Below are 24,657 nucleotides of genomic sequence, written 5' to 3'. Positions count from 1 at the left end.
CCTTGGGGGCCTGCTTATTTGGGGACCCTAAAAATATGTAGGACAGAAAAAACCTTGGTTACATGAGGGTTACATTGCGCGGAGAACGTGCCTATATTTCCCGATTGCACCATCAAACCCTCACACCCCAAAACCACGGAACGCGCGATGGATCGAATGCTCGAATTGTTGCTGCAAGCGCAAACCGCCATCGACCAAGAACGCATCAGCCTCGCAAATCTCCTGGTCGCCAAAGCCTTCGAGGCGTACCATGATCTTCCGCTGCATGAGCGCCAGTTGCTCAACGAGACCTTCAGCGAGAAGTTTTCAGCGACGGTCTCACAACAACCGACACTGCAATGACCGAATTGCCGCTCACGGACATGGAACGCCAACTGCTTGTGGTCCTGGTGACGAAGCAGTGGGTCGAGATCCGCGACGATCCGGATATGGACCGCCAAGTAGACGAGCTGCTGAGCATCATGCGGAAGATCAACGGCGTCGACGTGCAGCTGATCGCCCGCAATCCCGACCCACCACGTTACCTCGTGGGGTGACCATGACCTCGCTCGATGCGATCGGCTGGCTGTTCCTCGGTGCCATGCTGGCGATCTTCGGCACGATCCGCCCCCGCACTGCCGCGGCGATCTTCTTCGTTGCCGCGGGCGTGGCCGCCTTCAAATACCAATAGGACCATCAAACCATGACAACACCGGGCAGCAAGTTCTTCACATGGGTCGAGGAAGACTTCACCGAGCCCGCCGCGGTTCCGGTCCACGTCCGGCAGGAGATGAGGTTCCTATGGTTGCATGGTGCGAAGGTTGAGCAGCTCGCCAAGACCTTCAAGATGCCGGCCGACTGGGTCGACGAGTTCGTGCGTGTGGAGCACACGAGCAAACCGCACTGAGGGACGACGATGGCTTTGGGACCGGGCAAATATGACGACGCCTGCACCGCAGCGGGCAAGCTGGTTGGCGTCACCAAGGAGCGCGGCGGCGGGGTGATCTTGATTGTCCTCGGCGGCAACCACGGCAATGGCTTCTCCTGTCAGGCCGACCTTGCGACGACGCTCGCACTGCCCGACATTCTGGAGACTTTGGCGGCAGAACTGCGCCGCGATCTCCTCGGATAACTAGGTGCACCACTGAGGCATGAGCGCGTTTCCCGCCTACTACATCCTGCTGAACCGACTGCCGGTCGCGGTCGATCTGATGACGTGGGCGGAGTGGTTCGCGAATTTCGACAATCGGAAGATTGCGGACGACCAGATCAACGAGACCACGAGCGTCAGCACGGTGTTTCTCGGGCTCGATCATAGCTTCTCTCCTGGCGCTGACCCGCTGCTATTCGAGACGATGGTGTTCGGCGGACCGCTGAACTACACCACGCGGCGCTATGCGACCTATACCGAGGCCGAGCGCGGTCATGCAGAAGCCGTCGCCGAAGCCCGTATCGCTGCCGCCAAAGTCAAGGCGATCGCCGACGCGGCTGGCGCGAATAAATTTTCCCGCGATACACATAGGTAACGCTGGCGGCGTAGCGCTCGGCCATGTGGTCCGAGACGCACCCGCGCTGGCTGTTGTTTGGCGGCGAGCTGCTGATCTCGGCGAACGAGATTAACCAGGAGCGCCGCCGCAAAATGTCCGTCGAAGTGAAGGGCCTTGCCGAGATTGTCCGGCAGGCGAAGGATGCGATCCGGACCGCCTCAGACGCTGCCGCCGGCATGCGCGCGTCCGCCACCGAGCTCTCCAGCACCGTCGGCCAGGTGCTCGACATGAAGCGCCAGCTCGACACCGCCAACGCCGACCTCAAGGCAGCCGTGGGCGCCATGTCGAACGGCGGCCCCCCTTTGGACGAGCCTGCGAGCTCCTCGCCGAGCTCGCTCAATCTTGATCAGGCCGCCAGCGTCGTCGCCGACGCCAACCTCAAGCCCGCATGAGGCAGGCGATGGTTGATCACGTCCTGCATCAGGTGATGGGCATCGCGTTCATCTGCACCGGACTGATCGTCCTCTCGCTCTGCCTCGCCATCTACGACACCACCAAAGGGAAGTCATGATCATCAAGCCAACCGTCGGCCGTGTTGTCTATTACTGGCCCGACACGCAACAGGATCTGGCGGCACTCGCCGGCCAGCCGCTCGCCGCACACATCTCCGCCGTGTGGTCGGACGTCTGTGTGAACCTGATGGTCATCGACGCCAACGGCAACTCGCATTCGCGCACGAGCGTCCTGTTCTACCAGGAAGGCGCGATGGACCGGCCGGCGGAGACCTTCGCCTTCGCCGAATGGATGCCCTACCAGACCGGGCAGGCTGCCAAGACCGAGAAGCTGCAGGCGCAGCTGGAGGCGAAGACGGCATGATCGACTACGTCAGCCGGAAGCTCGCCGGGATCGTTCTCGACGATGGACGGCTGGCGAGGTTCACCGACTACTACGACACGAACGGAGACGAGTGCGGCCCCGAGCCCGCGGTCACCGCCATCGCCGAGCACCCCGACGGCACCGGCTGGATCACGGTCGTGCTGCGCGACTGGCCCGAACCTGTGAGGCACTGATGCAGAACAACGATCTGCCGATCCTGATTCTGTCAGCACTGATCATCATCGGCTTCGGCCTGATCTTCCTCGCCTGGATGATCTGGCCGCCGGCCGCGAACAGCAACGTCATGAGCATGATGGTCGGCGCGATCGTGTCCGGCTACGGGCAGGTCATCGGCTATTGGTTCTACCGGCCGAAGGCATAGGAGATTTCAATTGGCTACCAAACTCAAGCTCGACAAACAGGACTACGAAAAAACCATCATCGAGCTTCAGGGCCTCGCCGGCATCAGCCCGATCAGCCGGAACATCGACGCGCGGGACTTCGCTGCGAAAGTGATCCGGCTGCAGACCGCGGCGGGGGTCAATCCGGTCAGCCGGACGATCAGTGAGGGCGAGCTCGCGGCGAAGATCATCGAAGTTCAGGTGGCGCTCGCCGGCATTGGTTTCGCCTCAAATCTCACCACCGCGACCACGGCACGGCTGCGCGCGGGCTATCAGGCCATGCTGGCCGGCACCCGCAACCTGAACCTCGCCGTCATGGGTGACAGCACGGATCGCGGCGTCGACGAGACGGCGGTGCCATACAATTCGCAGTATCCACTGTCTGTTGCCGAGCAGCTTGCCGCGCTGTTCCGTGCCGACGGCATCCCGTCTGGCGCCAACAACTGGTACGGCCTCTCTGGCACGTCCCTCAACGACTACGTCATTCGCGACAGCCGCATCACCGTCGCCGGCACCGCGGCAATGGGCTCGTCGGTTATTCAGGGCGGCGCCAGCATGTCGCTTTCGAGCGCGACGGCAGCCATGACGTTCACGCCGCAGCAGCCTTGCGACACGGCGGATATTTACACGGTCCAGAACTCTGCCTTCAACGGCGCCACGCTTGCGGCCCGTGTCGACGGCGGCGCGGCGACCAACATCGTCCAGAACGCCACCAACACCATCCGCAAGACCACCATCCCGCTCGGGGCGCTCGGCGCCCACACCATTCAGATCAGCTGGGTGTCCGGCGCCAACGCGTTGTTTGGCATCGACTGCTACGACAGCTCCCGCAAGGAAGTGACGGTGCGGCAGTGGGCGCAGTCGGGCGGCACCGCCTCGCAGATGATCGACAACACCGGCTCACCGAGCTCCGGCCGCATCAACCAGATCAACCTGTTCCCGCCGGACTGCGTGTTTGGCGATCTCGGGATCATCAACAGCTGGCGCAACGGCACCGCCGTCGCCACCGTGAAGACGCAGTGCGAATCGCTGATCGACGCAGTGCATGCCGCGGGCGCCGACTTCATCTTTACCGTGCCGCCGATCGATAGCGGCGCGGCCGGCGCCACCGCCAGCCAGCAGCTGTATATCGATGCCGTCACCGCGAGCTGCAATGCGAAGGGCTGCGCGATCTTCAACCTGCGCGCCGCACCGGCTTGGTCGACCAAGGCCGCATCCGATGCCGCAGGCTTCACCAGTGCCGCTGACTTCGTGCATCCCAGGATCGCGGGGCAGGCGAACAAGGCGGCGCTCTTGAAGCCGATCCTGCGCTTCGGCATGGGGCTCAGCTAGTCAGGGTTACACCAACGTATCCTGAAAGTATCCCATACGTAACATGTTGATTTTGTTGTAGTTTCGCCTTGACAGTGAGTCCCTTTGGACTCACTTAGAGTTCAGTATCGAGGGGCTCATGAACGACAACAATCCGCATTTTCTGGTCCAGCTTTCGCCGGAACACCAACTCGACGACACCGCACTGAACGCGCGCCGTGCACTCGGGCTTTTGACCGAGGAGGAGACCGCGAAGATCCTGCAGCTCGGCAGCATCTCCACGCTGGCGACATGGCGCGGCCAGCGCAAAGGGCCGGACTATGTCAAGCTCGGCAAGACGGTGTTCTACACCGCACCACTTCTGCAGAAGTGGATTCAGGACTGCTACACCGAGCAGCAGGCGCTGAAGGTGGCGGCATGAAGCAGACCCGCCGCGCCTCGCTGATTGAGACCATCCTCAACACCGCGATTGGTTACCTCATTGCGGTAACCACGCAGATCATCGTGCTTCCCTGGTTCGGCGTGCACCTGCCGATCGCCAGCAACTTCGTGATCGGCCTCGTCTTCACGGTCGTGTCGATCGCCCGCGGCTTCGCGCTCCGGCGCTTCTTCGAGGCGCTGCGCGTGAAAGGCGTCCTCGCATGATGCCAGCATTCTTCTTGTGCGCGATGCGCGACTACATGATCGGCTGGTCGTATCTGATGCTGCTTCCCGTGGAAGCCGCCTGCAATGCGATCGAAGACGAACTGGATCGGCTGGGGGGCTGATGTTCCGCATCCGCGAAGTCGACGGCTTTGATCAGGCCGAGATCCTCACCGAGCTGCATCACGCCGCGTTCGAGGATAGCGCTGATCTTGTCGACTTCGCGGATGGCTGGTGGTGGGTCGCGTTCAACGAGCGCGTGCCGTACTCGCCGGCCGGGTTCATCGGCATGAAGGCCGAGACCGACTGCACCGCCTACTTCATTCGGGTCGGTGTCGATCCGGACTATCGCGGCCACGGCCTGCAGCGCCGGCTGATGCGCGCGATGCACATCAAGGCGCGCAAGCTCTGTTTCTGGAACATCATCACCGACACGCGGGACAACCCGCATTCCGCCAACAACCTGATCGCCGCGGGCTACCGCACCTTCTCACCCTCAAACCCTTGGGCGCATCGTGACGCCGTCTACTGGACAAAGGACCTCTGACATGACCGACGAAATGAAGGACCACATCGAGACGGAGCTCGCCGGCCAGATCGAGATCCCGTTCGGCCGCGAGAACCTCGTACCCTTCAAGCCCAAGGTCGTCGTCGACAACACCGTTACCTCGGAAGGTAACCCTGGCGTAACCTCGAAGTATCCGCCGGCCAACCCCATGATCGTCGCGACGCTTGAGGGCTATGTCGAGATGGCGAAGGCGGGCCAGCTGCAGTTCGTCGCGCTGGCCTATGTCGACCACAAGGGCCACGGCTTTTCCGCTTGGTCGCCGACCAACGACCAGATCGAGACGCCGCTCTTGACGTCGGCGCTCGGCGCCGTGGCGTTCCTCAATGCGCGCTTCCTCGACGCTGCGCTCGATGGCGCGATCGACGAAGACGGTCCGGATGCGCCCGATACCGAGGCAGCGCGGGTATGAAGGCCAGCGCGATGGCGCGCTCGGAGGCGCACGCGAACGAAGCGTGGAGCCGCTACATGCTCGACCTCGTTCGCGCGACCTGTTTGAGCCGGCACGTCCTCAGTTCTGATGACGTGTTCGCGCTGGCCGATTCGGACGCTGCGGCCCCAACAACACACGACACACGCGCCTTTGGTCCGGTCATGAGGCGCGCCGCGCTGCTCGGCTACTGCAAGCGCACCAACTACACGGTGTGTTCCGTCCGCGAGTCGAACCACTACCGGCCGATCGCGGTCTGGGAAAGCCTGATCTGCAGGCAGGAGGCAGCATGAGCTGTTCGCAATGGGGTATGTTCTTTGGCTTCTGGACCCTCGGGCCTGCCGGCGCCACCATCTGGCAAGCGTGCGAACCCGATGAGATCGATTGGCTTTGGTGCTAGGTCCTTGGCTCGGCTGATCTACACAGCCATCCTCACGGGCCTGCTCTGCTCTTACGTGACGCGCGTCGCCGACGATCGCCGATGGCAGGCGGCACTAAGCCGTCTCGATGCGGAGCGCATCGCCCGCGAGGGCAAAACCGATCGCGAATTTTACGCTGCGCATCCCGATCACTTCGTGGTTCGAAAGTGACTTACCTGCAACACTCGGGCAACTTTGGCGTTACCACGGGGGAATGAGACCCTCGTGTAACCCTCGCGGCGTAACCGCTTCTCCACCTTCAGGGAGGCGACCAATGCAGATCCAGACCTACGAGTGCCCCGCTTGCAGAAGCCAAGCGCAGCTCAAATACTACGTTCCCACCGGGAACAACGCCAAACTCTATTACGGCTGCCAATACGACCGCTGCCGCCACCATTTCCTCGTCGTGGATATGGAGGGCTGCAAGCCGGAGGTGGTCGCCGAGTCGCCGCTCTATGGCGAGCTGGAGGAAGCCGCTTGAAGCGCCCCACATGAGCATCTGGCTGCAGGAGAACGAGCGCAACGCCAAGAGCGCCGAGCTGCTCAAGGCGATCGTTCGCGAAGTCTACGGCGCCACCGAGATCGGCGTCGGTCATCACATCATGTGGTCGACCGGCTCTTGCACGGACGAACAGCCGAGCGTCGACACGCTGATGTTCGACCACCACGTCGCCAAGACGCTGTGGGGAGAGAGCTGGCGCGAGGTGCTGACTGCGCTCGCGCTGGAGCCCGCCGTCACCCGCGACGAGGTGCTGCGCCGGCTCTATTACGGGCGCAGCTAAGTCCAAGCCCCCGGCGTGATCCGCGGCCGAGACGCCCGCGGGCGGTGCGCCATCATCCGCGCGAAGTAGCCGGTCATGCCGCCATGCGCGGCGAGGCACGCGTATTGCAGCGCGTCGATGACGTGCGAGAATTCGTTCTTGTCGGGCACGGGCTTGCGCTGCCCGCTCCTGGTCTTGGCATAGCGGTAGCCGCCGGCCAGCCCGCGAATGAGCACAGGGCAGCGGTCGCGGTCGATCAGCATGGCGGGGCCGCCGTCGCGCTGGGCGAGCAGGAAGGCGTCCACGGCGCGCAAGCGCGGATCGAGATCGTTGGTTGGCGCCGGGAAGGCGTTGAAGCCAAGGCGCTTCAGCACGTCGAAGGTCGACTCCTCGTAGATCGAGCTCTTCGACACGCCGGAGGGGTCGCCCACCATCGCCATCGCCCGCCCCAGATAACGCTCGCTGAAGAGCGCCGGCCGCAGTGCCTTCTCGATATGGAGCTCAAGGCCGATGTCTTCGGCGATCACCTCCTGCAGCACGAGCAGCCGCCCCTTGTGGTCGAGCTGACAAATGACGGTGCAGGGATCGCGGCCGAAGTCCTGACCGATGATCAGCGGCTTCTGCGCGATCGGCGTCAGCCCCTCGACGACATGGAAGGCGCGGTTGAAGCTCTCGCGGAACACGGCGGTGCCGGAGGGGTCGTTGCCATACTGGGCATGAACGTAGCGCCGTACCCAGTCATCGCCGTGACCGCGCGCCAAGCGTTCGTAATAGGTGCGGCCCTGCGCCAGCCGGTCCGGGTCATCCTGCGGCAGCTTCAGCGTCTCGGTGGTCTGCGTCAGCCAGTTGAGATTCTCAGCACCTGGCTCCAGCCCGCCCGGCTGAATGAAGATCTGCCAATCCGGCGGCGTGTTCGTGTCCATGAACTTGTGCCAGTCCGAGCCCTCGGTCGGCATGTTGGTGTCCGCGACCATGCCGAACCAAGTCGCACCCCCGAGCTGCGCCGACGGATAGCGCCCCAGACGGCCGGCGAGGGCGTCCACGAGGCCCACGTCCATCTCGATGGCCTCCGACATCCACGCGCCCGTCAACTGCATGGAGAGCAGCCGGCGCTGATCCTCGGGGCTATCCAGCGGGATCAAGATCCACTCTGAGCGCACGTCGCCCATCGCGATGTAGACCGTGTTGTCAGAAACCTTGTAGGAGGCGATGCCGTCGAGCCACGACGTAATGTCCTTGAGCACGGTGTCCTTGAGCTGCTTCAAGGTCTGGCGGACGATCGCAAAGCGGGTGTAGCGGTTGCCGTCGGGGGCGGGGGCCTGCTCGCAGGAGCGCCTGAACAGCTCGAACAGGCAGGCGGTGGTCTTGCCGGAGCCGACCGGGCCGGCGATCAATCGGCCGAAGGCGGCGGACTGCATGAAGCGCGCACAGGTCGGAGGCGCGGAGAAGGTGATGTTTGCCATCCCTCGGCGCTACCCAGCGAGGGTTTCGCATGTGTCTTACGCGTTACTTTTCGAGGTAACAGGCGAGCCGCCGCAGCGTGTTCGCGTTGTCCTTGGCGTGGCCGAGCACGAGATTGCAGTGGTGACAGAGGATGCCGCGCACGCGGCCGGTCTTGTGGCTGTGGTCGACGATCTTGCGCCAGCGGTTGCGGCGGTGGCAGCCGGCGCAGCGCCAGCCCTGATGCCGCAACAGATCGTTGCGCTCGCTGAGCCCGATGCCGTAGTGCCGCCGCAGCCGATAGTCTTCGGCGCGCTTGGGGTTGCGCGCACGCCATCGCCGGCTGCGCTCTGAGCTAGTCAGAGGCGGCGGCAACCTCACCCTCGATCACCTTGGGCTGGACCTCTTTCGAGAACTCCAGCTGCTGCCCGCCGCTGCCGAGATTGATCGTGACGGTGAAGCGCTCGCCGCTACTGCCCTCGATCTGCGCCCGCTCGCCCATCCCGGCGATCTTGGCGAGCATCTTGCCGCCTTCGATCTTCGCCGGCAGCGCCTCGTCGCGATCGTGCAGGCGATTGTTCAGCTCGGGCAGCCACTCTTCCATCATGGCGGCGGCCTTGAGCTTCACCCTCTCATGGGTGTTGAGCGCGCTATTCCACTCCTCCACGGCGCTCGAAAGCAGGGCGACGAACCGCCCATTTCGCTGGAGCGCGACCCACTCATCGGACGCGATTGAGTATTGTTTGAGTATAGATTCGAGCGGATGAATATCCATCGCGATTTCGCGCGCAAGTTTCACCAGGATTACATCAGCATTACTTGGAGATAGACCGGGCATTGACGCCATGATACTTATGTGATACCATATATAGTTTGCCGTTAATCGCTCTATACTTTATAGAGCCTTCACATGGCAATGGGGGCAGTGCTGCGGGTTGTGCCACCGGCTCAACTGAACGCAGCGATCAAGGCACAAGACGAAGCGCGAGCGACAAGTGAGTCGTCGGTTGACGACGCCACGCTCTCCAGCCTTGCCTCGTTCATCCGCACGCAGTTCGACGTCTTCAAGCAGCATCGCAACGATGCCGCCGCCGGCTGGTCGAACCGGCTGCTCTCCGCGCTGCGCGCCTTCAACGGCCAGTACGATGCCGAGAAGCTGGCGCAGATCAAACAGTTCGGCGGCTCGGACGTTTACGCGCGTCTGGTCGCGATGAAGTGCCGCGGCGCCACCTCGCTTTTGCGCGACGTCTATCTGTCGCCCGATCGGCCGTGGGGCTGCGAGCCGCCGGATGATCCAGACATTCCGCCGGAGATCATTGCGACCATCAGCCAGCTGGTCGGCATCGAGGCCCAGACCAACGCGCAAGCCGGCCAGACCGTCGACCCCGCATCCATGCGCGATCGCGTGTTCGGCCTGATGCAGTCCGCGCGGCTGGCCGCCAAGAAGCGCGCATCTGATCAGGCCAAGATCGCCGAGGACAAAATCGACGAGCTGCTGAAGGAGGGCAACTTCTACAAGGCACTCGCCGAGTTTCTGGTCGACCTTCCGCTGTTTCCGTTCGCCTGCATCAAGGGGCCGGTCGTTCGTGTCGTGCCGGTCGTCACCTGGAAGGGTGGTCGGGCCACGGTCGAGCAGAAGCCGCGCCTGTTCTGGCAGCGCGTCTCGCCGTTCGATCTGTGGTGGACACCCGGCGTGGCCGATGCCGAGGATGCCGCCTTCATCGAGCGCACCCGGCTCACCCGCGCCGACCTCAACGATCTTCTCGACCTGCCCGGCTACAACCACGAGGCCGTCCGGACCGTGCTTGACGAGTATGGCCGCGGCGGCATCAACGACGACTGGGACATGACGGATGCCGAGCGCGCCGTTCAGGAGCGCCGCGAAAACCCGACCATGAACCGCTCGGGGCTCCTGACCTGCCTCGAATATCACGGCAACGTGCAGGGCCGCATGTTGCTCGAAGCCGGCATGAGCGCGAAGCAGATTCCCGACCCGCTGCGCGACTACATGGTGCAGGCGTGGCTGATCGGCCGCCATGTCATCAAGGTGCAGTTCTCGCCGAGCCCGCGCAAGCGTCACCCCTACTTCATCACGAGCTTCGAGAAGGTGCCCGGCACCGTCGTCGGCAACGGCCTGCCGGACATCTTGAGCGACATCGCGGAGGTGGCGAACGCCACGCTTCGCTCGCTGGTCAACAACCTGTCGATCTCGTCCGGTCCGCAAGTCGTGGTCAACACCGATCGCCTCGCGGTCGACGAGGACGGCGAGTCGCTCTATCCGTGGAAGCGCTGGCGCGTCACCTCAGACCCGATGGCGAACTCCGCGCAGAAGCCGGTGGACTTCTTCCAGCCCAACTCCAACGCGGCCGAGCTGCTCGCCACCTACCAGAAATTCTCCGACATGGCCGACGAGCTCTCGGCCATTCCGAAGTATCTCTCCGGCAACTCGTCCGGCGGGGCAGGGCGCACCGCGTCCGGCCTTGCCATGCTGATGGGCAACGCCTCGAAGATCCTGCAGACGGTCGCCGCCAATATCGACCGCGACATCTTCGACCCGCTGCTCTCCAGCCTGTTCGACATGATCATGCTCACCGACACCTCGGGGATGCTGACGGGCGAGGAATCGATCAGCGTCAAGGGCGTCAACGTCGCGATCCAGCGCGAGACGGAGCGCAGCCGGCAGATGGAATTCCTGCAGGTCACCGCCAACCCGATCGACGCGCAGATCATCGGACCGAAGGGTCGCGCCGCCGTGCTGCGCTCGGTCGCCTCCTCGATCGGCATCGACGGCGAGGAGATCGTGCCCAGCGAGGACGAGCTCAAGGCCCAACAGCAGGCCCAACAACAGATGGCTGCCGCTGGCGCACAGGCGCAGGGCAACCAGCAGAGTTCCAACGTCACTGGCGATACGGGTCCGCGGACCTCGATCGCTGGCGGCGCCGGATAACGCCACAACCAAGGGAGCAACCTATGGCGAAAGTCACCAAGACCAGCACGCCGTCTTTCGCAAAAGGCGGCACCACCAAGATGTTCGGCAAGCAGAGTGCCGGGCCGAAGAAGGCCGGCGACACCGCCAAGGCCCAGAGCGGCAGCGGCGGCAAGTTTGCCAAGGGCGGCAGCACCAAGATGTTCGGCAAGCAGTGCGCTGATCCGCGCCGCCCCGGCGTCACCGGCAAGTAAGGAGCCTTAAGCAGTGGCAAACAACCTCAAGGTCGACAAGCAGGACATCGAGAAAGTCCTGATCGATCTCCAGAACCGGCAAGCTGCGTTCCAAGCGCAGGCCGGCGCGGCCCCGACACAGGCTCAGTTCAACGCCCTTCTGACGGCGTTGATCAACGCCGGCCTGATGAAGGCGAGCTAACAACTCCGGGGGAGTACCGTATGGGCTCCCCCGTATTCCGTGAGGGGACGATGCAGAAGATCACCAAGCACAAGGGCAAGGGCGGCGCCCAGGAAATGCTGCCGCACCGCAAGGCCATGACCCAGCTCACGGCCGGCGACGCGTTTCAGCGCTCCATCAACAACTACGCCAAGGTCACCCCGAGCGGCGAAGGCGCGCTTGGTGCGCCCAACGTCATGGACATGAGCAAGGTCGAATATTGACCGTCGAGAAAGCGCTGGTGCTCGCCGCTGCCGAGCTCTCCTACCGCGCACCGCAAGAATTCGCACAGTTCGTTTCTGCCCTTACCGCCTACGCCGATAAGCGCAAGGACGAGTGCATCGCTTCCACCCCCGACATGCTGCAGGTCGCCCAAGGCCACGCCCGCGCATGTGTGCAACTCCGCGAGATCATCGCAGACGCGCCCAGGACCGCACAGGCCATTCACACCAAGCAAGCTCAAAAGCCCTCCGTGCCGCCAAGGCCGCACGCAGCGCCATAAGGAGTTCGTCAGTGCCGCCGCTTCCTAAATCAGATCCCAACGTCACCATCCCGCCAGCCGTGCGCCGTCTCGCCGAACAGGCCGAAGCCGCCTTCAAGGTCGCGCATGGCGGAGAAGATCCGGCGCCGCAGCCGGTCGCCGATCCGGCCCCGCAGCCGGTCGCTGATCCTGCACCGCAGCTGGTCGCCGATCCGGTTACTCCGACAGGTAACCCCGCGCCCGTGCCCAGCAACGACAACTGGGAACACCGCTACAACTCGATGAAGGGTCGCTACGACCGCGCGATGGGCGACATCCGCGCGCTCTCTGATCAGGTCACGAACCTGCAGGGCGTGGTCGCCAACATGCAGAGCGCAGCGCCGTCCGCCCCCGCCGAGCTGCACGCCGCGAGCCTGCTCACGCCTGAAGAGGTCACCGAGTACGGCCAGGAGTTTCTCTCCGTCGTCGGCAAGCGCGCCAAGGAAGAGCTCTCGCCGGAGTTCGTCACGATCAAGAACAAGCTCGATCAGCTTGAGCGCGTCGTGCAGGGCACCACTCAGGTAACGCACGCGCAAGCTCGGCGTAACCTTGAAGTAACGCTCGACTCGCAAATCCCGAATTGGCGTGAAATCAACACTGCATCGGAATTTCATGAGTGGTTGGCCTTGCCAGATCTCTTCTCTGGTGCTATTCGCCAATCACTGTTGACAGCTGCATATGAGCAGAACGACACTCCTCGTGTTGTAGCTTTCTTCAAAGGCTTCCTCGCTCACGAGGTTGCCGCGGCCCCTGCACCGGAGCCGGCTCTCGCGGACGCAACGTCCGGCAAGATCCCGCTCGAAACATTTGCAGCGCCCGGCAAAGCAAAGACTGCAGCGGCGTCTTCTGCCCCTGCTGAGAAGCCCACCTTCACACACGCTCAAGTCTCAACCTTCTACACTGACGTGAACCGCGGCAAGTACCGTGGGCGCGACCAGGAGAAGGACCGCATCGAACGGCAAATCGTCGACGCGGGCAGGGAAGGGCGTATCCGGTAACTTCTCTTCCAGGGTCAGCATCACATGACTTTTCCCGTCGCAACGGGCGGTACGACTCCGCCCATCTACCCGACCGGCTCCGCCGGTAACGGCCTTGCCGGCACCGGATTCATTCCGGCGATCTGGTCGGGCAAGCTGATTGAAAAGTTCTACGCGTCCACCGTCCTCGCGGCCATCTCCAACACCGACTACGAGGGCGAGATCAAGAACCAGGGCGACACGGTGCGTATCCGCACCAAGCCCACGATCACGATCAGCGACTACCGGGCTGACGGTCTGCTCGCACTGCAGCGTCCGCAGGGCAACGTGCTCGATCTCGCGATCGACAAGGGCAAGTACTTCAACACGATCCTCGACGACGTCATGGACGTCCAGAGCGATCTGAACCTGCTCAGCATGTGGTCTGACGACGCTGGCGAGCAGATGAAGATCACGATCGATACCGACGTGCTCAAGAACGGCCTGCTCGGCGGCGCGGTGGCCGCCAACAAGGGTGCGACTGCCGGCGCGATCACTGGCGCTGTCAACCTTGGCGTCACCACCACCGGCCCGCTCTCCGTCGTGGCGCGCAGCCCGGCGGCTGGCAAGGTCGAGATCGTGGACGTGCTGCTCCGCATGGGGCAGGTGCTCGACGAACAGAACATTCCGGAGACCGGCCGCTGGGTCGTGCTGCCCACCTGGGCTGCCACGCTGATCAAGCAGTCGGAGCTGCGCGAAGCCTATCTGTCCGGCGACGGCACCTCGATGCTGCGTAACGGTCGCATCGGCATGGTCGATCGCTTCACGCTCTACACCAGCAACCTGCTGCCCGCGGGCGTCGCAGGCGGTCTGGCGGCGGGCGAGTACCCGATCTTTGCCGGCCACGCGCACGGCCTCACCTTCGCATCGCAGATGACGAAGATGGAGACCCTGCGGTCCGAGCAGACCTTCGGCACCGTGCTGCGCGGCCTGCAGGTCTACGGCTACAAGGTCGTCGACGGCACCGCGCTCGCGCAGGCGATCGTCACCCCCGGCTAAGTGAACTGACGGGCGGCCGAGCCAAAAACTCGGCCGCCTGTTACCTCGGGGGGTAACTGATGACGACGATGCTCGACACCGTTGCGGATTACGTTCGCGAAGCCCGCACGCTCCTGCAGGATACCGTCCCGACCTATCGCTACTCGGACCCTGAGTTGCTCTCCGCGCTCAACATGGCCGTGCTCACCGCGCGCCGCCTCCGTCCCGACCTCTTCCTCAATCTCACGGTGCCGTACTTCACCGCGGTCGACGCCACCGCGTTCGCGATGGATGCGCAATACCGCGTCTCGTTCATCTACTTCATCGTCGGCCACGCCCAGCTGCGGGATGAAGAGGATACGCAGGATAGCCGCGCCGCCGCCTTCCTCGGCAAGTTCACCCAGCAGCTCGTGGGGCTTGGCTGATGAGCCTCGTCCTCGACCGCCTCATGAGCAACGCCCGCACGCATCTGCCCGGCGCCACCGACCCGGTGCTGCAGCTGGAGCTCTTCAACGTGCTGAACGACTTCTTCCAGGTCTCCAACATCTGGCAGGAGGACATTGCATTCCCGGTGCTCGCCACTGACGCGGCCGGCACGACGTACCCTGTCGCCCCCGTGGCGCTGGCCGCGATCGTCCGCTTCATGTGGATGCTCGATGGCTCCGGACGCCCGGCCTACGGCACGATGGCGACCCCCGGCGAAATCCAGCTGCTCCGCCAACCCTCGCAGGACGACACCTACACGGTGACCGTCGCGCTCACGGTGAATGATCCCGCAGGCGTGGATGGCTTCCCGGAATTTCCGGAGTGGGTGGCGGCCAAATATTCGACCGGCCTCGTTGATGGCGTGCTCGGCCGCATGATGGCGCAGCCGGCCAAGCCCTATTCGAACATGGCGCTCGCCGGCCTCCGCACCAAGAGCTTCAAGGCGTGCGTGTCGCAGGCCAAGGCCGAAGCGCTCCACAAGAACGTCAACAACGGACAGTCCTGGCGCTTCCCGCGCTTCGCGAAATAACGCGTCGCGCAAGGAAAATTGCGGCCTGAGACGACGGTGAAACCCTCGCACGGTTAGGTGCCGCGTTATGACCATTGCGATCACACACAAGTTTCAGTCGCTCAAGGGTGACGGCACGGACTCGACGCTCCTCCGTCCGTCCAACTGGAACGACTCGCACAAGATCACGCTTGCAACAGGCGTGCTGCTCGGCCGCCAGACGGCCGGCGTTGGCGATGCCGAAGAGATCCCATGCTCGGCCGCCGCAGCCCAAGTGCTCGCCGCCGCCGACATCGCGGCGATTCTCGCCGTGCTCGGGGTCAGCGCCCCGACCACGGGCGACGCAAGGCTCACGCTGAAGACCGCGCCGACGTCGGGCTGGGTCATGCTGGACGACGGCACAATCGGCAACGCCACCTCGGGCGCCGGCAACCGCGCCCATGCCGACACGCAGGCGCTCTTCACGCTGCTCTACAACGCACCGTTCACCGACGCGTCCGCCCCTGTCACCACCACCGCAGGCACCGCCACGACCCGCGCCGCGCAGGGCACCGCCGCCGCCGCTTACGCCGCCGGCTGCCGCGTCGCCCTGCCGAAGCAGCTCGGCCGCACATTCATCGCAGCGGGGGCAGCGGGCACCGGCCTCACGGCGCGCACGCTGGGCACGACTGGCGGCGAGGAAACCCACGCGCTTGTTGCCGGCGAGATCCCCACGATCACGTCGAGCGGCTCGATGAGCGGCACGATGACCGGCTCGACGAGCTCGGTGGCGACCGGCAGCTCCGGCAGCTCCACGGGCGGCGGCGGTTTCGCCTGCGTCGGCGCCGTCAGTTTCAGCGCAGCCTCGGTCTCCGTCAGCGGCACCGTGACCGGCTCGGTCACCTCGACCGGCACGGGCGGCGCCTCCCCCGCGCACAACAACATGCAGCCGTGGGCGGCCTGGAACGTGATGGTGAAGCTGTGACCTTCATCGAGAACGCAAAGGAAGAGTTTCACCGGCTCTGGACCGTCCGGATCGCGCTGTTCTTCGGCGCGCTCAACGGCTTCGTGCTCGGCCTTGCCGCGTTCGAGGACGTGTTCAATCCGTATTTCTTCATGGCGCTCAACATCCTCGGATGGATGCTCCTGGTCGGCGCTCGCATGCTGAAGCAGCCCGGCGCCAACCCCGACACCGCGGGGGTCGACAAGTGAAGAACTCCCGCAAGACCGCCGTCACGCTGGCGTCCGCTGCCGCGCTCACCTGCGCCTGCACCACCGTCAAGCCGCTCGAAGGGCTCTGGCTCGTCGCCAAGGTCGACAAGGTCGGCACCGGCCGTCCGGTCACCGCCTGCTACGGCGAGACCGAGAACGTCCACCTCGGGCAGCGCTTCACCAAGGACGAGTGCGACGCGCTGATCGAACGCAAGCTCAAGCGCTACGACGCCGAGATCGGGACGTGCATCCATGTCGAGCTGCCGGATGCAACCCGTGCCGCGGTACTGCTGTTTACCTACAACGTCGGCTCGGCCGGCGCCTGCCGTTCGACCGCTATCCGCAAACTGAACGCGGGCGACATTCGCGGCGGCTGCGAGGCGCTGATGCAGTGGACGATGGCCCAAGGCCGTGTTGTGCCCGGCCTCGTCAACCGCCGCAAGAAGGAGCGCGCGCTGTGTCTTGCCGGGCTTGAGCAGCCGCAGCACGCAGCTCCGGTCCCCGCGGCACCGAAGAGTTTTTGGCAGCGCCTGCGCGGGTGGATCTTCAAATGAGCGTGCTCGAAAGCATCTGGCATTTCATCCTGAGTTGGGCCGGCATCGACATGGCTGTCGGCTTCGCCGCCGTCGCGGTCGCCGTCCTTCTCCCGCTCTTCCGCAAAGCGGCGATCTACGCCGCGATTATCGCATTCACGTTCACCGGCCTCATTGCCTATGGGTACAACAATGGACTCGCTGAAAAACAACGCCAGTGGAACGCCGCGCTGGAACAGGAAGCTCGCAAGGGCGACGACGCCCGCTCTGCGGCTGAGCGTGCTGTGCCTCCTGTGTCTTCCGACCGCAGCGTGTTTCGAAGCGACCCGTTCAACCGTAACCGCGACGGCCGGCGCGAAGACTGCAAGTGAGGCGAAGGCCCGCTGCGCAGGCTGGCGTGCCATCCGCTACGACGGCGAGAACGACACCATCACAACCATCAATCAGGTCCGCGTTCACAACCAGACCGGCCGCAACAAGAAGTGCTGGACCAAATGAAGATCTCGACCACATCTGCGGATGACCGCTTCACCAGGATCTTTTTCGGCGTCTCGACCTCGTTGATCGCGGCCGGCGTGCTCGGCGTGTGGTCGATGTCCACCACGCTGTCGCGGCTCGATGAGCGCGTTGCGATCCTGGGCAAGACGTTTTCCGACCGGATCGATACTGCATCCAAGCAGATCGAGCAGATCGCCCAACAGCAGCGCGAAAGCGATCGCCGGCTCGGCTTTCTCGAAGGCAAGACGCGCTAAACGAAAGGAACGACTATGGCAGACCCGAAGGTTACCCCGAAGGTAACCGTCACCCCCGCGAAGAAGGTCGCGGCCAAGATTGAAGCCGCACCGGCCGAGGCGGTCGAGACGACCCTGAGCGAGAAGACGCTCGCCGAGCATGCCGCCGGCCGCACGGCGCTCGCGGCCCATCGCCCGCCCCCCGCCGCGGAGTAACGCGACATGACCGCGGTCAAGATCAACGCATTCGGCGGCGCCATTCCGGCGACCGATAGCCGTGTGCTGCCCGATCAGGCCGCGGCCCTCTCTCAGAACGCGTGGCTCTACTCGGGTGCCCTGCAAGGCGTTATCTCGCCGAAGCCGGTCCGCCCCATGACCAATGCGGGGTTCGGAAAAGCCTACCGCATCCCCAACAACTATTACGACGCCGCGCACCTTGAGGACGCGGTGTGGATGGAATTTGCGAACATCGACACCGACGTGCTGCGCTCGCCCGTGGTCGGAGATTCCTTCGATCGCTACTATTGGGCCTCGCCCTCGGACGTGCCGCGCGTCAATTCGCTGGCGCGCATTCGCAGCGCCTCCGCCCCTTACAAGCTCGGCGTCATCCCGCCGACCGGCACTCCGACGCTCGCGCTGACGGGCGGCGTTTCGTCCTCGACCGAGGCGCGTGCCTACGTCGTGACCTGGCTGTCGGCGTTTGGCGAGGAGGGGCCGCCGAGCAGCCCGGTGCTCGCCACCGGCAAGCCGGACGCGACCTGGACGCTGAGCCTTCCGGCCGCAGCCGGCGCCGATCAGACCGACTACAATCTGTCCAAGGCCCGCATCTATCGCACCGTGACCGGCACCACCGGCACCGCGACCTTTTTCTTCGTGGCGGAGGTGGCGATCGCGACCGCCAGCTACGCCGACACGCTCGCGACCGCCGTGGTCTCGGCCAACGCACAACTGCCGAGCACCAGCTGGTCGCCGCCGCCCGCCGACCTGCAGGGCTTCGTGTCCATGCCCAACGGCATGATCGCCGGCTGGCGCGGCAAGGAGCTGTGGTTCTCCGAGCCGTTCCGCGCCCATGCATGGCCGGCGGCCTATACCAACGTCGTCGAGTTTCCGATCGTCGGTCTCGGCGTCACCAACCAGACGCTCGTGATCTGCACCGCCGGTTATCCGATGGTTGCAACCGGCATCAATCCGTCCTCGATCTCGCTGTCGAAGCTCTCGGCGTTCGAGCCCTGCATGTCGCGCGGCTCGATCGTGGCCGCGCCGGAAGGCGTCTATTACGCCTCGCCGAACGGCCTCGTGCTCGTCGCCAACGGCATCGCCCAGCTCGTCACCGACGGGCTGGTCATGAAGGACGAATGGAGCAACCTGATGCAGGTCGCCACGATGCGCGCGACCCGCGTCGGCAACGGCTATTTCGCCTTCGGCACCAAGCGCGTCGGCTTCACCGACTCGGCGTTTCAGGCGGACGCATGGCAGCAGGACGACTTCTCCGGCTCCTACAAGGGCGTGTTCATCGATCCGACCAACCAGCGGGTGGCCTTCAACAGCCTGACCACGGCGGTCCCGACCACCAACGTGTTCAACGATCCGTGGTCCGGCGAGACGCTGATCATTCGCGACGATGAGCTCTACCGGCTCGACCTTTCCGACGAGACCTCGGCGCGGGACACCTTCCTGTGGCGCTCGAAAGTGTTCCAGCCGACCGACAAGAAGAACTTCGCGGTGATGCGCGTCTACTTCGACGTACCGCCGTGGGCGCCGACCCAAAACCCCGTGCGCGACACCTCCGAGCCGCAGACGCTGAAGCCGGATCAATACGGCCTCGTGCGGATCTATGCCGACAACAGGCTCGTCATGACGCGCGAGCTGCGCAGCTCGGGCGAGATCCTGCGGTTTCCGTCCGGCTTCAAGGCCGACTTCTGGCAGGTCGAGTTCGAGGCCGTCGTCAGGATCATGTCGTTCCAGATGGCGACCAGCGTCAAGGAGCTGATGAAGGTCTGATGGCGCCGAAATACCCCTCGATCCCAGACCCGACCAACGACCCCAACAGCCTGCGCGACACCGTGCTCTCGTTGAAGCAGGCGGTCGAGCTGCTCACGGGCCAGCGCGGCGACGACAGCACGACCGCCGTCACGGCGGATGCTTCGGTTGGCACGCTCGGCACGCAGGCGCCCCAGATGGACGGAGCGGCTGCGGTTGGTGCGAGCACGAACTGGGCGCGCGAGGATCACGTCCATCCGAGCGATACGTCGCGGCTCAGCACGGCGGGCAACCAGACCGTCACGGGCGGGTTCAAGGTCACGCCATTCAGCAACGGCGCGATGGGAACGGGCACCTTCACCTTCGATCCGACCAAGGGCAACTATCAGTCCGCCACCAACTCGGGCGCCGTCGCGATCCTGGCCCCGACGTCTGATTGCGCGATCGACGTGCTCATCACCAACAGCGCGACCGCGGGCTCTCTGACGTTCTCCGGCTACACCGTCGGGGCAAGCACGGGCGACGCCCTGACGACGACCAACGGCCACAAGTTCCTCGTCTCGATCCGCCGCATCGGCGGCGTCTCCACCTACATCATCAAGGCGCTGCAGTAGTGGCGCAGATCACCATCGACATCACGGCATCACAGACATTCGTGGTGCCGATCGACTGCAACATGTTCGACAGCATCGAGTGTGTCGGTCCTGGCTATGCAGGCGCAACAGGCACGGCCAGCGTCAGCCCCACTCCCGGCCCCGGCGGTGCCGGCGGTGGCGGCGGCGCCTATTCCGCCTCCTTCAATCGCCCCGTCAGCGCGGGCGCATCGCTGAGCGCCGTCGTCGGTACGCAGTCGTCCGTCACCGCGACCAATTTCGCCGGCCTCGCCGTCGCCGCGGCAGCCAACGGCGCCACGGGCGGGCAGGCATCTGCAGGCGTTGGTGATACCCGGATTAGCGGCACCAATGGTTCTGCCGGCACGAGCTCTGGCTCAAGCGCTGGCGGCCCCGGCGGCGCTGGCGGTGCAGGTGCTGGCCCTTATGGCGGCACGGGCGGCACGGGCGGAGCCGGCGGCGCAGCCGGCGCGGGCGGTCCTGGAGCGCAAGGCCAACCGGGAAGTCCTGGAAACCCCGGTAATCCCTACGGAGCCGGGGGCGGCGGTGGCGGCGGTGGCGGCGTCCCCGGATCGAAAGCCGGAGGCGCGGGCGGGGTGGGCTACCAAGGCTTCATCCGCCTCAAATACACGCCCTCCAAACCAATCAATTTGAACATGCCGATGTTGGGGATGTGATGGAACAGATCGGATATTCACTCGTCGATGCGTCAGGCGCCGAGGTATGGCACGAGGGCGAGACCGCAGGCGTGCTCCGGTCAATCCCTCAACCTGTGTTGCTGCCCAACGGCGACGCGGTGCATTGCGCCCAGCCGGGTCAACAATATGGCGACTGGCGTTTCGTGGAGCGCTGGCTCTCCGATGCCCCGCCTTCGCCGTTCTACGCCGAGATCAGCCGCTCGGTGGTTTTCGACGGCAGCAAGGTCGTCGTGATCGTCGGCTACGAGGCATCGCCGTCGATCGTCCCCCAAAGCGTGACGCCGCGACAGGCCCGCCTCGCGCTGCTCGGCGCCGGCCTGCTCGATCAGGTCGAGTCCACCGTCACCGCTGCGGGCGGGGCCACCTACATCACTTGGGGATACGCCACCGAGTTCCTGCGCAGCGACCCGCTCATTGTGCAGATCGGAGCGTCGCTTGGCCTGACGGATCAACAGATCGATGACCTGTTCCGGACGGCGTCCACGCTGTGATCACCGCTGGCAACATCGAGCACGCCCGCGCCATCGCCAAGGAAGCCGGCTGCCACTTCAACCCGGAATGCGACGTCGTCATGTCGCGCGAGGAGAACGGCAAGTTACTCGGCGGGGTAATCTTCACCGGCTACACGGGCGCCTCGATCGGCCTGCACGTTGCCGGCTTCGATCCGCACTGGATCAACCGCGACATGCTCTGGATCACCTTCCACTATCCGTTCGAGCAGCTAGGGGTGCAAAAAATTACAGGCACGATACCCACAGGAAACCCAAAAGCGGTTTTGTTCAACCGCAAGCTCGGCTTCGTCGAGGAGGCGCGTATCGCGGACATCTTCCCCGACGGCGATCTTCTGATCATGTCGATGCGCAAAGAGAATTGCCGCTGGTTGAAGCGAGGTTACCGTGGGAAATAAGAGTTCAGCACCGCCACCGCCGGATATGAGCGGCGTCGCCGCCGCCTCGAAGGAGGCGTCCGAGCTGCAGTACAAGCTCGGCCAGGAACAGCTGCAGTGGGCGAAGGACCAGTATGCCTCGACCAAGGGCACGACCGACAAGGTTGTAGACACCCTGCTCGAACAGCAGACCAAGACGCAGGCGCAGGCGGACGAATACTACCAGCGCTACAAGGACGTCTACGAGCCGGCGCAGGATCAGTACCTGCAGGACGCCAAGGACTACGACACGCCCGCCCGCCGCGATCAGGCGGTCGGCGCCGCGCAGGCTGGCGTGGCCCAGAACTTCGAAGCCGCCCGCAATGCTGCGACCCAGCAGCTGGAGTCGTTCGGCGTTGACCCGACCTCCACCCGCTACGCCGCGCTCGACATTGGCACGCGCACCGCGGAGGCCGCTGCAAAAGCTGCCGCCGGCACGCAGGCCGGGCTGAACACCGAGGCGACCGGCCTCGCGCTGCGCGCCAACGCGATCAACATGGGCAACGGGCTGCCGGGGCAGGCGACCGCCTCCTATGGCACCTCGGCCGGCAGCGGCACGGGCGCGGTCGGTTCTGGCAACTCGACCTTTGCGACCGGCGCCAGCGCGATGGGCAACCCGACGTCTTATTTCGGCGGCGGCAATCAGGCTGTCGGGACGTGGGGCAACACCCTCAATCAGGGCTACGCCAACGAGCTCAGCGCCTGGAAGGCCAACCAGTCGGCCTCGTCCGGCATCGGTTCGCTGCTCGGCGGCGTTGCCGGTCTCGGTCTCGGCTTCATGGGCATGCCCACCGGCTCGATCGGCGGCAAGATGCTTGGTTTCGCCGAAGGCGGCGCCATCCCGATGGGGGCCTCGCCCTCCGCCGGGACCGTCACCGATGACGTGCCGGCGCAAGTCAATGGCGGTCCGGAGATCCGGGTCAATGCCGGCGAGTTCATCATGCCGCGCGACGTCACCGCATGGCTTGGCGAGAAGCAACTGCAGACCATGATCCACAAGGCGCGCAATGAGAAGCAGGGCGCAGGCGCCAAACCCGCGATCGGCGCACCGCCGCCCGCTGCGCGCGGCCCCGCAATTCCGATGGGAGCAGCCGCGTGAGTTTCGGACAAGAGATCAAGGACTTCCTCGCAGGCGCCCAGACCGGCCAGAAGCTCGTCTCCTCGATGGGAGATCAGGCATACAAGCGCGCACTCACGGACAAGACGATCGCCGAGACCCCCGACGAAGAGGACGACAAGCTCGAAAAGGAGCAGAAGCGCGCCTCCATCACTGCGAGCAACCAGCGGACCGCGCTGGCGCAGCGCAGCTTGGCGCTTCGCGAGAAGGGGCTCTCGCTCCAGGAAAAATACTACGACAGCCTGTTGCACCCGCCGCCGTCGGATGCGGAGTCGGCCGCCGCCGGCCTGACCGCTCCGCCGCGGCGGCAGGCGATCCCGGCCCAGCCGGCAATCCCGACCGATCCGGATGCCGTGCCGCAATATGCCGAAGGCGGCATGGTCGAGCCCGGCAGCGCCGAAGACGACGATGATGAGGACGACATCGCCGCTCCCGCCATTGGCGGCGATACTGATATTTCCGCCCGCCGCCGCACGCCGCTGGACGGCGCCCACGACGCCGTGGCTGCCGGCCTGAAATACGGCACGGCGCAGCTCGGCGCCGCGGGCGGGGTTCCGACACCCTACCGCCAGCAGCGCCTGTCCGCGTTGATGCGCGGCGCGGGCGCAGCGCCAATCGAGGACATGAGCGCGATCTACAAGAAGATCGACCCCGACAACCAGATGGGGGAGAGCGAGCGCAACATGACCGCGCTCAGCACGCTCTACCAGTTCAAGCTCAACAAGGGCGACACGACCGGCGCCCAGCGCACCGCGTTCCAGATGCTGCAGCACTACCGCATGGCGTCGCAGCGCTATGCGGCGATCGCCGCCGCCGCCGCCGCGCACGGAGACGTGGACGGTGCCGCCAAGGCCGCGATGAAGGCTTATGCCAACATTCCGGACGGCCAGGATCTGAAGGTCTGGAAGTCGCAGGACGGCCAGCTCAACTATTCGGTCACCGGCCCCGACGGCAAGGTGGCGCAGCAGGGCATCGCGACGCCGCAGCAGCTCGGTGCTGCCGCGATGGGCGTGGCGACCAAGGGCTTCGATCAGTTCCTGCTCGATGCCTCCGGCCAGCGCGCGGCTACCTCGCGGGGTAACGGCGGAGCCAAGGGTGCGGCCGGCTACAAGCCCGCCGACAAGGACAAGCTGCTTGGCGCGATCGAAGGCGCCTACACGCAGCAGTTCAAGGTCGAGGGCGGACCCGGCGATGCCGAAGCCCGCTCCATCAAGGGCAACGCCTTCCGCCTCGCGCAGAACCCGCGCAACAACATCACGCCAGACGAGGCGATCGACGTCACCGCCCGGCTGATGTCGCCGAACAAGGCGAAGCCTGACGAGCCCGGCTTCAGCACCAAGAAGCTCGACGACGACCAGGGCTATGAGGTGCGTATCGGCAAGCGCCCGGCGGTCTATCTCAGCACCGACGAGTTCGAGTCGATGGCTGCAGCCCGCGCCGAGAAGCTCGCCGTGCTGAAGAAGACGAAGGAGGCCGAGACCAAGAAGGGGCCGGGCCTGCTCGCCGAGACGGCTGACGCGGTTGGCGGCGCCTTCACCCGGATGCGGGAGTCGAACCAGAAGGCGATCGCCGACACCAAAGCGGCGGACGAGCAGATGGCGCAGGAGCGGAAACGCTATGGCGACATTCGCAAGGACGCCGAGCCCGATTATGCAATCCCGATGACGCCGTAA

45 protein-coding genes are annotated in these 24,657 nt (G+C 64.8%); 42 read left to right on the top strand and 3 right to left on the bottom strand.

What is annotated here, in order from left to right; all coding sequences use genetic code 11:
* The first annotated feature begins 147 nt into the window (after positions 1 to 147).
* From IVA80_RS15570 to IVA80_RS15485, 20 genes are all read left to right on the top strand, one after another.
* Positions 148 to 342, top strand: a complete 195-nt coding sequence (locus IVA80_RS15570) for a hypothetical protein (protein ID WP_247431441.1) — start codon at positions 148 to 150, stop codon at positions 340 to 342.
* Positions 339 to 536 (top strand): hypothetical protein, encoded by a 198-nt coding sequence (locus tag IVA80_RS15565; protein ID WP_247431438.1) that lies wholly within the window; start codon positions 339 to 341, stop codon positions 534 to 536. Before IVA80_RS15570 ends, IVA80_RS15565 begins: the two co-directional genes overlap by 4 nt.
* 2 nt (positions 537 to 538) lie before the next feature.
* Positions 539 to 670 carry a hypothetical protein gene (locus IVA80_RS38355; protein WP_256467408.1) on the top strand — a complete coding sequence of 44 codons (132 nt, stop codon included), beginning with the start codon at positions 539 to 541 and terminating at the stop codon, positions 668 to 670.
* Between the two features lie 12 nt (positions 671 to 682).
* Complete coding sequence (locus IVA80_RS15560; RefSeq protein WP_247431435.1) at positions 683 to 886, top strand: hypothetical protein; 204 nt, start codon at positions 683 to 685, stop codon at positions 884 to 886.
* Positions 887 to 895: 9 nt separating this feature from the next.
* On the top strand, positions 896 to 1,111 hold the full coding sequence (locus IVA80_RS15555) for a hypothetical protein (protein WP_247431432.1): 216 nt from the start codon (positions 896 to 898) through the stop codon (positions 1,109 to 1,111).
* A gap of 19 nt (positions 1,112 to 1,130) precedes the next feature.
* A complete protein-coding gene (locus IVA80_RS15550) occupies positions 1,131 to 1,505 on the top strand; it encodes a hypothetical protein (RefSeq protein WP_247431429.1) in 375 nt (124 codons plus the stop codon).
* Between the two features lie 23 nt (positions 1,506 to 1,528).
* Positions 1,529 to 1,918, top strand: a complete 390-nt coding sequence (locus IVA80_RS15545) for a hypothetical protein (protein WP_247431426.1) — start codon at positions 1,529 to 1,531, stop codon at positions 1,916 to 1,918.
* 115 nt (positions 1,919 to 2,033) lie between these two features.
* Positions 2,034 to 2,342, top strand: coding sequence for a hypothetical protein (locus IVA80_RS15540; RefSeq protein ID WP_247431423.1), 309 nt, complete (start codon positions 2,034 to 2,036; stop codon positions 2,340 to 2,342).
* Complete coding sequence (locus IVA80_RS15535) at positions 2,339 to 2,536, top strand: hypothetical protein (RefSeq protein WP_247431420.1); 198 nt, start codon at positions 2,339 to 2,341, stop codon at positions 2,534 to 2,536. The genes IVA80_RS15540 and IVA80_RS15535 overlap by 4 nt, the downstream gene beginning before the upstream one ends.
* The gene (locus tag IVA80_RS15530; RefSeq protein WP_247431417.1) at positions 2,536 to 2,724 is read left to right on the top strand and encodes a hypothetical protein; all 189 of its coding nucleotides are present in this window, start codon (positions 2,536 to 2,538) and stop codon (positions 2,722 to 2,724) included. Before IVA80_RS15535 ends, IVA80_RS15530 begins: the two co-directional genes overlap by 1 nt.
* A 10-nt stretch (positions 2,725 to 2,734) precedes the next feature.
* Positions 2,735 to 4,075, top strand: a complete 1,341-nt coding sequence (locus IVA80_RS15525) for a hypothetical protein (protein ID WP_247431413.1) — start codon at positions 2,735 to 2,737, stop codon at positions 4,073 to 4,075.
* Positions 4,076 to 4,193: 118 nt separating this feature from the next.
* Positions 4,194 to 4,475: a hypothetical protein gene (locus IVA80_RS15520; protein WP_247431410.1), complete on the top strand. Its 282-nt coding sequence runs from the start codon at positions 4,194 to 4,196 to the stop codon at positions 4,473 to 4,475.
* On the top strand, positions 4,472 to 4,699 hold the full coding sequence (locus tag IVA80_RS15515) for a hypothetical protein (RefSeq protein WP_247431407.1): 228 nt from the start codon (positions 4,472 to 4,474) through the stop codon (positions 4,697 to 4,699). The genes IVA80_RS15520 and IVA80_RS15515 overlap by 4 nt, the downstream gene beginning before the upstream one ends.
* The gene (locus IVA80_RS38350; protein ID WP_256467407.1) at positions 4,696 to 4,821 is read left to right on the top strand and encodes a hypothetical protein; all 126 of its coding nucleotides are present in this window, start codon (positions 4,696 to 4,698) and stop codon (positions 4,819 to 4,821) included. Before IVA80_RS15515 ends, IVA80_RS38350 begins: the two co-directional genes overlap by 4 nt.
* The gene (locus IVA80_RS15510; RefSeq protein ID WP_247431404.1) at positions 4,821 to 5,243 is read left to right on the top strand and encodes a GNAT family N-acetyltransferase; all 423 of its coding nucleotides are present in this window, start codon (positions 4,821 to 4,823) and stop codon (positions 5,241 to 5,243) included. Before IVA80_RS38350 ends, IVA80_RS15510 begins: the two co-directional genes overlap by 1 nt.
* A gap of 1 nt (position 5,244) precedes the next feature.
* On the top strand, positions 5,245 to 5,673 hold the full coding sequence (locus IVA80_RS15505; protein ID WP_247431401.1) for a hypothetical protein: 429 nt from the start codon (positions 5,245 to 5,247) through the stop codon (positions 5,671 to 5,673).
* Positions 5,670 to 5,984, top strand: coding sequence for a hypothetical protein (locus IVA80_RS15500; protein WP_247431398.1), 315 nt, complete (start codon positions 5,670 to 5,672; stop codon positions 5,982 to 5,984). Before IVA80_RS15505 ends, IVA80_RS15500 begins: the two co-directional genes overlap by 4 nt.
* 111 nt (positions 5,985 to 6,095) lie before the next feature.
* Positions 6,096 to 6,281: a hypothetical protein gene (locus IVA80_RS15495; protein ID WP_247431396.1), complete on the top strand. Its 186-nt coding sequence runs from the start codon at positions 6,096 to 6,098 to the stop codon at positions 6,279 to 6,281.
* Positions 6,282 to 6,384: 103 nt separating this feature from the next.
* Positions 6,385 to 6,591, top strand: coding sequence for a hypothetical protein (locus IVA80_RS15490; protein ID WP_247431394.1), 207 nt, complete (start codon positions 6,385 to 6,387; stop codon positions 6,589 to 6,591).
* 10 nt (positions 6,592 to 6,601) lie between these two features.
* Positions 6,602 to 6,892, top strand: coding sequence for a hypothetical protein (locus IVA80_RS15485; RefSeq protein ID WP_247431389.1), 291 nt, complete (start codon positions 6,602 to 6,604; stop codon positions 6,890 to 6,892).
* On the opposite strand, the gene IVA80_RS15480 is transcribed toward IVA80_RS15485, so the two are convergent.
* The 3 genes from IVA80_RS15480 to IVA80_RS15470 are packed head-to-tail and all read right to left on the bottom strand — an operon-like array spanning position 6,889 to position 9,110.
* Positions 6,889 to 8,334, bottom strand: coding sequence for a terminase (locus IVA80_RS15480; protein WP_247431386.1), 1,446 nt, complete (start codon positions 8,332 to 8,334; stop codon positions 6,889 to 6,891). The two genes, IVA80_RS15485 and IVA80_RS15480, sit on opposite strands and share 4 nt — an antisense overlap.
* A 43-nt stretch (positions 8,335 to 8,377) precedes the next feature.
* Entirely contained in the window at positions 8,378 to 8,686 is a 309-nt protein-coding gene (locus IVA80_RS15475) for an endonuclease domain-containing protein (protein WP_247431382.1), read from the bottom strand.
* Positions 8,667 to 9,110, bottom strand: a complete 444-nt coding sequence (locus tag IVA80_RS15470) for a hypothetical protein (RefSeq protein WP_247431379.1) — start codon at positions 9,108 to 9,110, stop codon at positions 8,667 to 8,669. The genes IVA80_RS15475 and IVA80_RS15470 overlap by 20 nt, the downstream gene beginning before the upstream one ends.
* A 111-nt stretch (positions 9,111 to 9,221) precedes the next feature.
* Here IVA80_RS15470 and IVA80_RS15465 point away from each other — a divergent pair, with 111 nt between their 5' ends.
* From IVA80_RS15465 to IVA80_RS15360, 22 genes are all read left to right on the top strand, one after another.
* Positions 9,222 to 11,258: a hemophilus-specific protein gene (locus IVA80_RS15465; RefSeq protein ID WP_247431376.1), complete on the top strand. Its 2,037-nt coding sequence runs from the start codon at positions 9,222 to 9,224 to the stop codon at positions 11,256 to 11,258.
* A 23-nt stretch (positions 11,259 to 11,281) separates the two neighbouring features.
* Complete coding sequence (locus tag IVA80_RS15460; RefSeq protein WP_247431373.1) at positions 11,282 to 11,491, top strand: hypothetical protein; 210 nt, start codon at positions 11,282 to 11,284, stop codon at positions 11,489 to 11,491.
* Positions 11,492 to 11,504: 13 nt separating this feature from the next.
* On the top strand, positions 11,505 to 11,672 hold the full coding sequence (locus tag IVA80_RS15455; protein ID WP_247431370.1) for a hypothetical protein: 168 nt from the start codon (positions 11,505 to 11,507) through the stop codon (positions 11,670 to 11,672).
* Positions 11,673 to 11,722: 50 nt separating this feature from the next.
* On the top strand, positions 11,723 to 11,914 hold the full coding sequence (locus IVA80_RS15450; RefSeq protein ID WP_247431367.1) for a hypothetical protein: 192 nt from the start codon (positions 11,723 to 11,725) through the stop codon (positions 11,912 to 11,914).
* A complete protein-coding gene (locus IVA80_RS15445) occupies positions 11,911 to 12,192 on the top strand; it encodes a hypothetical protein (protein WP_247431364.1) in 282 nt (93 codons plus the stop codon). The genes IVA80_RS15450 and IVA80_RS15445 overlap by 4 nt, the downstream gene beginning before the upstream one ends.
* 11 nt (positions 12,193 to 12,203) lie before the next feature.
* The gene (locus tag IVA80_RS15440) at positions 12,204 to 13,208 is read left to right on the top strand and encodes a hypothetical protein (RefSeq protein ID WP_247431362.1); all 1,005 of its coding nucleotides are present in this window, start codon (positions 12,204 to 12,206) and stop codon (positions 13,206 to 13,208) included.
* A gap of 24 nt (positions 13,209 to 13,232) precedes the next feature.
* Positions 13,233 to 14,225, top strand: coding sequence for a hypothetical protein (locus tag IVA80_RS15435; RefSeq protein WP_247431359.1), 993 nt, complete (start codon positions 13,233 to 13,235; stop codon positions 14,223 to 14,225).
* A 59-nt stretch (positions 14,226 to 14,284) separates the two neighbouring features.
* Positions 14,285 to 14,629 carry a hypothetical protein gene (locus IVA80_RS15430; RefSeq protein WP_247431356.1) on the top strand — a complete coding sequence of 115 codons (345 nt, stop codon included), beginning with the start codon at positions 14,285 to 14,287 and terminating at the stop codon, positions 14,627 to 14,629.
* Complete coding sequence (locus IVA80_RS15425; RefSeq protein WP_247431352.1) at positions 14,629 to 15,219, top strand: hypothetical protein; 591 nt, start codon at positions 14,629 to 14,631, stop codon at positions 15,217 to 15,219. The genes IVA80_RS15430 and IVA80_RS15425 overlap by 1 nt, the downstream gene beginning before the upstream one ends.
* A 67-nt stretch (positions 15,220 to 15,286) precedes the next feature.
* The gene (locus tag IVA80_RS15420; RefSeq protein ID WP_247431350.1) at positions 15,287 to 16,162 is read left to right on the top strand and encodes a hypothetical protein; all 876 of its coding nucleotides are present in this window, start codon (positions 15,287 to 15,289) and stop codon (positions 16,160 to 16,162) included.
* The gene (locus IVA80_RS15415; protein ID WP_247431347.1) at positions 16,159 to 16,389 is read left to right on the top strand and encodes a hypothetical protein; all 231 of its coding nucleotides are present in this window, start codon (positions 16,159 to 16,161) and stop codon (positions 16,387 to 16,389) included. Before IVA80_RS15420 ends, IVA80_RS15415 begins: the two co-directional genes overlap by 4 nt.
* Entirely contained in the window at positions 16,386 to 16,943 is a 558-nt protein-coding gene (locus IVA80_RS15410) for a lysozyme (protein ID WP_247431344.1), read from the top strand. The genes IVA80_RS15415 and IVA80_RS15410 overlap by 4 nt, the downstream gene beginning before the upstream one ends.
* Positions 16,940 to 17,293 carry a hypothetical protein gene (locus IVA80_RS15405; protein WP_247431339.1) on the top strand — a complete coding sequence of 118 codons (354 nt, stop codon included), beginning with the start codon at positions 16,940 to 16,942 and terminating at the stop codon, positions 17,291 to 17,293. Before IVA80_RS15410 ends, IVA80_RS15405 begins: the two co-directional genes overlap by 4 nt.
* Before the next feature lie 123 nt (positions 17,294 to 17,416).
* A complete protein-coding gene (locus IVA80_RS15400) occupies positions 17,417 to 17,674 on the top strand; it encodes a hypothetical protein (RefSeq protein ID WP_247431336.1) in 258 nt (85 codons plus the stop codon).
* A 15-nt stretch (positions 17,675 to 17,689) separates the two neighbouring features.
* Entirely contained in the window at positions 17,690 to 17,869 is a 180-nt protein-coding gene (locus tag IVA80_RS15395; RefSeq protein WP_247431334.1) for a hypothetical protein, read from the top strand.
* A gap of 6 nt (positions 17,870 to 17,875) precedes the next feature.
* Positions 17,876 to 19,654, top strand: coding sequence for a hypothetical protein (locus tag IVA80_RS15390; RefSeq protein WP_247431331.1), 1,779 nt, complete (start codon positions 17,876 to 17,878; stop codon positions 19,652 to 19,654).
* Positions 19,654 to 20,247, top strand: coding sequence for a hypothetical protein (locus IVA80_RS15385; RefSeq protein ID WP_247431328.1), 594 nt, complete (start codon positions 19,654 to 19,656; stop codon positions 20,245 to 20,247). The genes IVA80_RS15390 and IVA80_RS15385 overlap by 1 nt, the downstream gene beginning before the upstream one ends.
* Entirely contained in the window at positions 20,247 to 20,921 is a 675-nt protein-coding gene (locus IVA80_RS15380) for a hypothetical protein (RefSeq protein WP_247431444.1), read from the top strand. Before IVA80_RS15385 ends, IVA80_RS15380 begins: the two co-directional genes overlap by 1 nt.
* On the top strand, positions 20,921 to 21,433 hold the full coding sequence (locus tag IVA80_RS15375) for a hypothetical protein (RefSeq protein ID WP_247431325.1): 513 nt from the start codon (positions 20,921 to 20,923) through the stop codon (positions 21,431 to 21,433). The genes IVA80_RS15380 and IVA80_RS15375 overlap by 1 nt, the downstream gene beginning before the upstream one ends.
* Positions 21,430 to 21,849 carry a GNAT family protein gene (locus IVA80_RS15370; protein ID WP_247431323.1) on the top strand — a complete coding sequence of 140 codons (420 nt, stop codon included), beginning with the start codon at positions 21,430 to 21,432 and terminating at the stop codon, positions 21,847 to 21,849. The genes IVA80_RS15375 and IVA80_RS15370 overlap by 4 nt, the downstream gene beginning before the upstream one ends.
* Positions 21,839 to 22,966 carry a hypothetical protein gene (locus IVA80_RS15365; protein WP_247431320.1) on the top strand — a complete coding sequence of 376 codons (1,128 nt, stop codon included), beginning with the start codon at positions 21,839 to 21,841 and terminating at the stop codon, positions 22,964 to 22,966. Before IVA80_RS15370 ends, IVA80_RS15365 begins: the two co-directional genes overlap by 11 nt.
* Positions 22,963 to 24,657, top strand: a complete 1,695-nt coding sequence (locus tag IVA80_RS15360; protein ID WP_247431318.1) for a hypothetical protein — start codon at positions 22,963 to 22,965, stop codon at positions 24,655 to 24,657. Before IVA80_RS15365 ends, IVA80_RS15360 begins: the two co-directional genes overlap by 4 nt.

This window comes from Bradyrhizobium sp. 139 (assembly GCF_023074175.1).
In the GTDB taxonomy this organism is placed as follows: domain Bacteria; phylum Pseudomonadota; class Alphaproteobacteria; order Rhizobiales; family Xanthobacteraceae; genus Bradyrhizobium.
Note: the sequence above shows the minus strand (reverse complement) of the source record. Positions and strands in the feature narration are given on the sequence as shown.

Coding starts and splice junctions, on each gene's coding strand:
- IVA80_RS38350 (WP_256467407.1), top strand. CDS start 4,696: ATGATGCCAGCATTCTTCTTGTGCGCGATGCGCGACTACATGATCGGC.
- IVA80_RS15395 (WP_247431334.1), top strand. CDS start 17,690: ATGGCAGACCCGAAGGTTACCCCGAAGGTAACCGTCACCCCCGCGAAG.
- IVA80_RS15555 (WP_247431432.1), top strand. CDS start 896: ATGGCTTTGGGACCGGGCAAATATGACGACGCCTGCACCGCAGCGGGC.
- IVA80_RS15490 (WP_247431394.1), top strand. CDS start 6,385: ATGCAGATCCAGACCTACGAGTGCCCCGCTTGCAGAAGCCAAGCGCAG.
- IVA80_RS15420 (WP_247431350.1), top strand. CDS start 15,287: ATGACCATTGCGATCACACACAAGTTTCAGTCGCTCAAGGGTGACGGC.
- IVA80_RS15530 (WP_247431417.1), top strand. CDS start 2,536: ATGCAGAACAACGATCTGCCGATCCTGATTCTGTCAGCACTGATCATC.
- IVA80_RS15560 (WP_247431435.1), top strand. CDS start 683: ATGACAACACCGGGCAGCAAGTTCTTCACATGGGTCGAGGAAGACTTC.
- IVA80_RS15425 (WP_247431352.1), top strand. CDS start 14,629: ATGAGCCTCGTCCTCGACCGCCTCATGAGCAACGCCCGCACGCATCTG.
- IVA80_RS38355 (WP_256467408.1), top strand. CDS start 539: ATGACCTCGCTCGATGCGATCGGCTGGCTGTTCCTCGGTGCCATGCTG.
- IVA80_RS15505 (WP_247431401.1), top strand. CDS start 5,245: ATGACCGACGAAATGAAGGACCACATCGAGACGGAGCTCGCCGGCCAG.
- IVA80_RS15540 (WP_247431423.1), top strand. CDS start 2,034: ATGATCATCAAGCCAACCGTCGGCCGTGTTGTCTATTACTGGCCCGAC.
- IVA80_RS15460 (WP_247431373.1), top strand. CDS start 11,282: ATGGCGAAAGTCACCAAGACCAGCACGCCGTCTTTCGCAAAAGGCGGC.
- IVA80_RS15375 (WP_247431325.1), top strand. CDS start 20,921: ATGGAACAGATCGGATATTCACTCGTCGATGCGTCAGGCGCCGAGGTA.
- IVA80_RS15485 (WP_247431389.1), top strand. CDS start 6,602: ATGAGCATCTGGCTGCAGGAGAACGAGCGCAACGCCAAGAGCGCCGAG.
- IVA80_RS15465 (WP_247431376.1), top strand. CDS start 9,222: ATGGCAATGGGGGCAGTGCTGCGGGTTGTGCCACCGGCTCAACTGAAC.
- IVA80_RS15390 (WP_247431331.1), top strand. CDS start 17,876: ATGACCGCGGTCAAGATCAACGCATTCGGCGGCGCCATTCCGGCGACC.
- IVA80_RS15520 (WP_247431410.1), top strand. CDS start 4,194: ATGAACGACAACAATCCGCATTTTCTGGTCCAGCTTTCGCCGGAACAC.
- IVA80_RS15480 (WP_247431386.1), bottom strand. CDS start 8,334: ATGGCAAACATCACCTTCTCCGCGCCTCCGACCTGTGCGCGCTTCATG.
- IVA80_RS15545 (WP_247431426.1), top strand. CDS start 1,529: ATGTGGTCCGAGACGCACCCGCGCTGGCTGTTGTTTGGCGGCGAGCTG.
- IVA80_RS15515 (WP_247431407.1), top strand. CDS start 4,472: ATGAAGCAGACCCGCCGCGCCTCGCTGATTGAGACCATCCTCAACACC.
- IVA80_RS15570 (WP_247431441.1), top strand. CDS start 148: ATGGATCGAATGCTCGAATTGTTGCTGCAAGCGCAAACCGCCATCGAC.
- IVA80_RS15510 (WP_247431404.1), top strand. CDS start 4,821: ATGTTCCGCATCCGCGAAGTCGACGGCTTTGATCAGGCCGAGATCCTC.
- IVA80_RS15550 (WP_247431429.1), top strand. CDS start 1,131: ATGAGCGCGTTTCCCGCCTACTACATCCTGCTGAACCGACTGCCGGTC.
- IVA80_RS15400 (WP_247431336.1), top strand. CDS start 17,417: ATGAAGATCTCGACCACATCTGCGGATGACCGCTTCACCAGGATCTTT.
- IVA80_RS15535 (WP_247431420.1), top strand. CDS start 2,339: ATGATCGACTACGTCAGCCGGAAGCTCGCCGGGATCGTTCTCGACGAT.
- IVA80_RS15405 (WP_247431339.1), top strand. CDS start 16,940: ATGAGCGTGCTCGAAAGCATCTGGCATTTCATCCTGAGTTGGGCCGGC.
- IVA80_RS15430 (WP_247431356.1), top strand. CDS start 14,285: ATGACGACGATGCTCGACACCGTTGCGGATTACGTTCGCGAAGCCCGC.
- IVA80_RS15565 (WP_247431438.1), top strand. CDS start 339: ATGACCGAATTGCCGCTCACGGACATGGAACGCCAACTGCTTGTGGTC.
- IVA80_RS15385 (WP_247431328.1), top strand. CDS start 19,654: ATGGCGCCGAAATACCCCTCGATCCCAGACCCGACCAACGACCCCAAC.
- IVA80_RS15435 (WP_247431359.1), top strand. CDS start 13,233: ATGACTTTTCCCGTCGCAACGGGCGGTACGACTCCGCCCATCTACCCG.
- IVA80_RS15500 (WP_247431398.1), top strand. CDS start 5,670: ATGAAGGCCAGCGCGATGGCGCGCTCGGAGGCGCACGCGAACGAAGCG.
- IVA80_RS15450 (WP_247431367.1), top strand. CDS start 11,723: ATGCAGAAGATCACCAAGCACAAGGGCAAGGGCGGCGCCCAGGAAATG.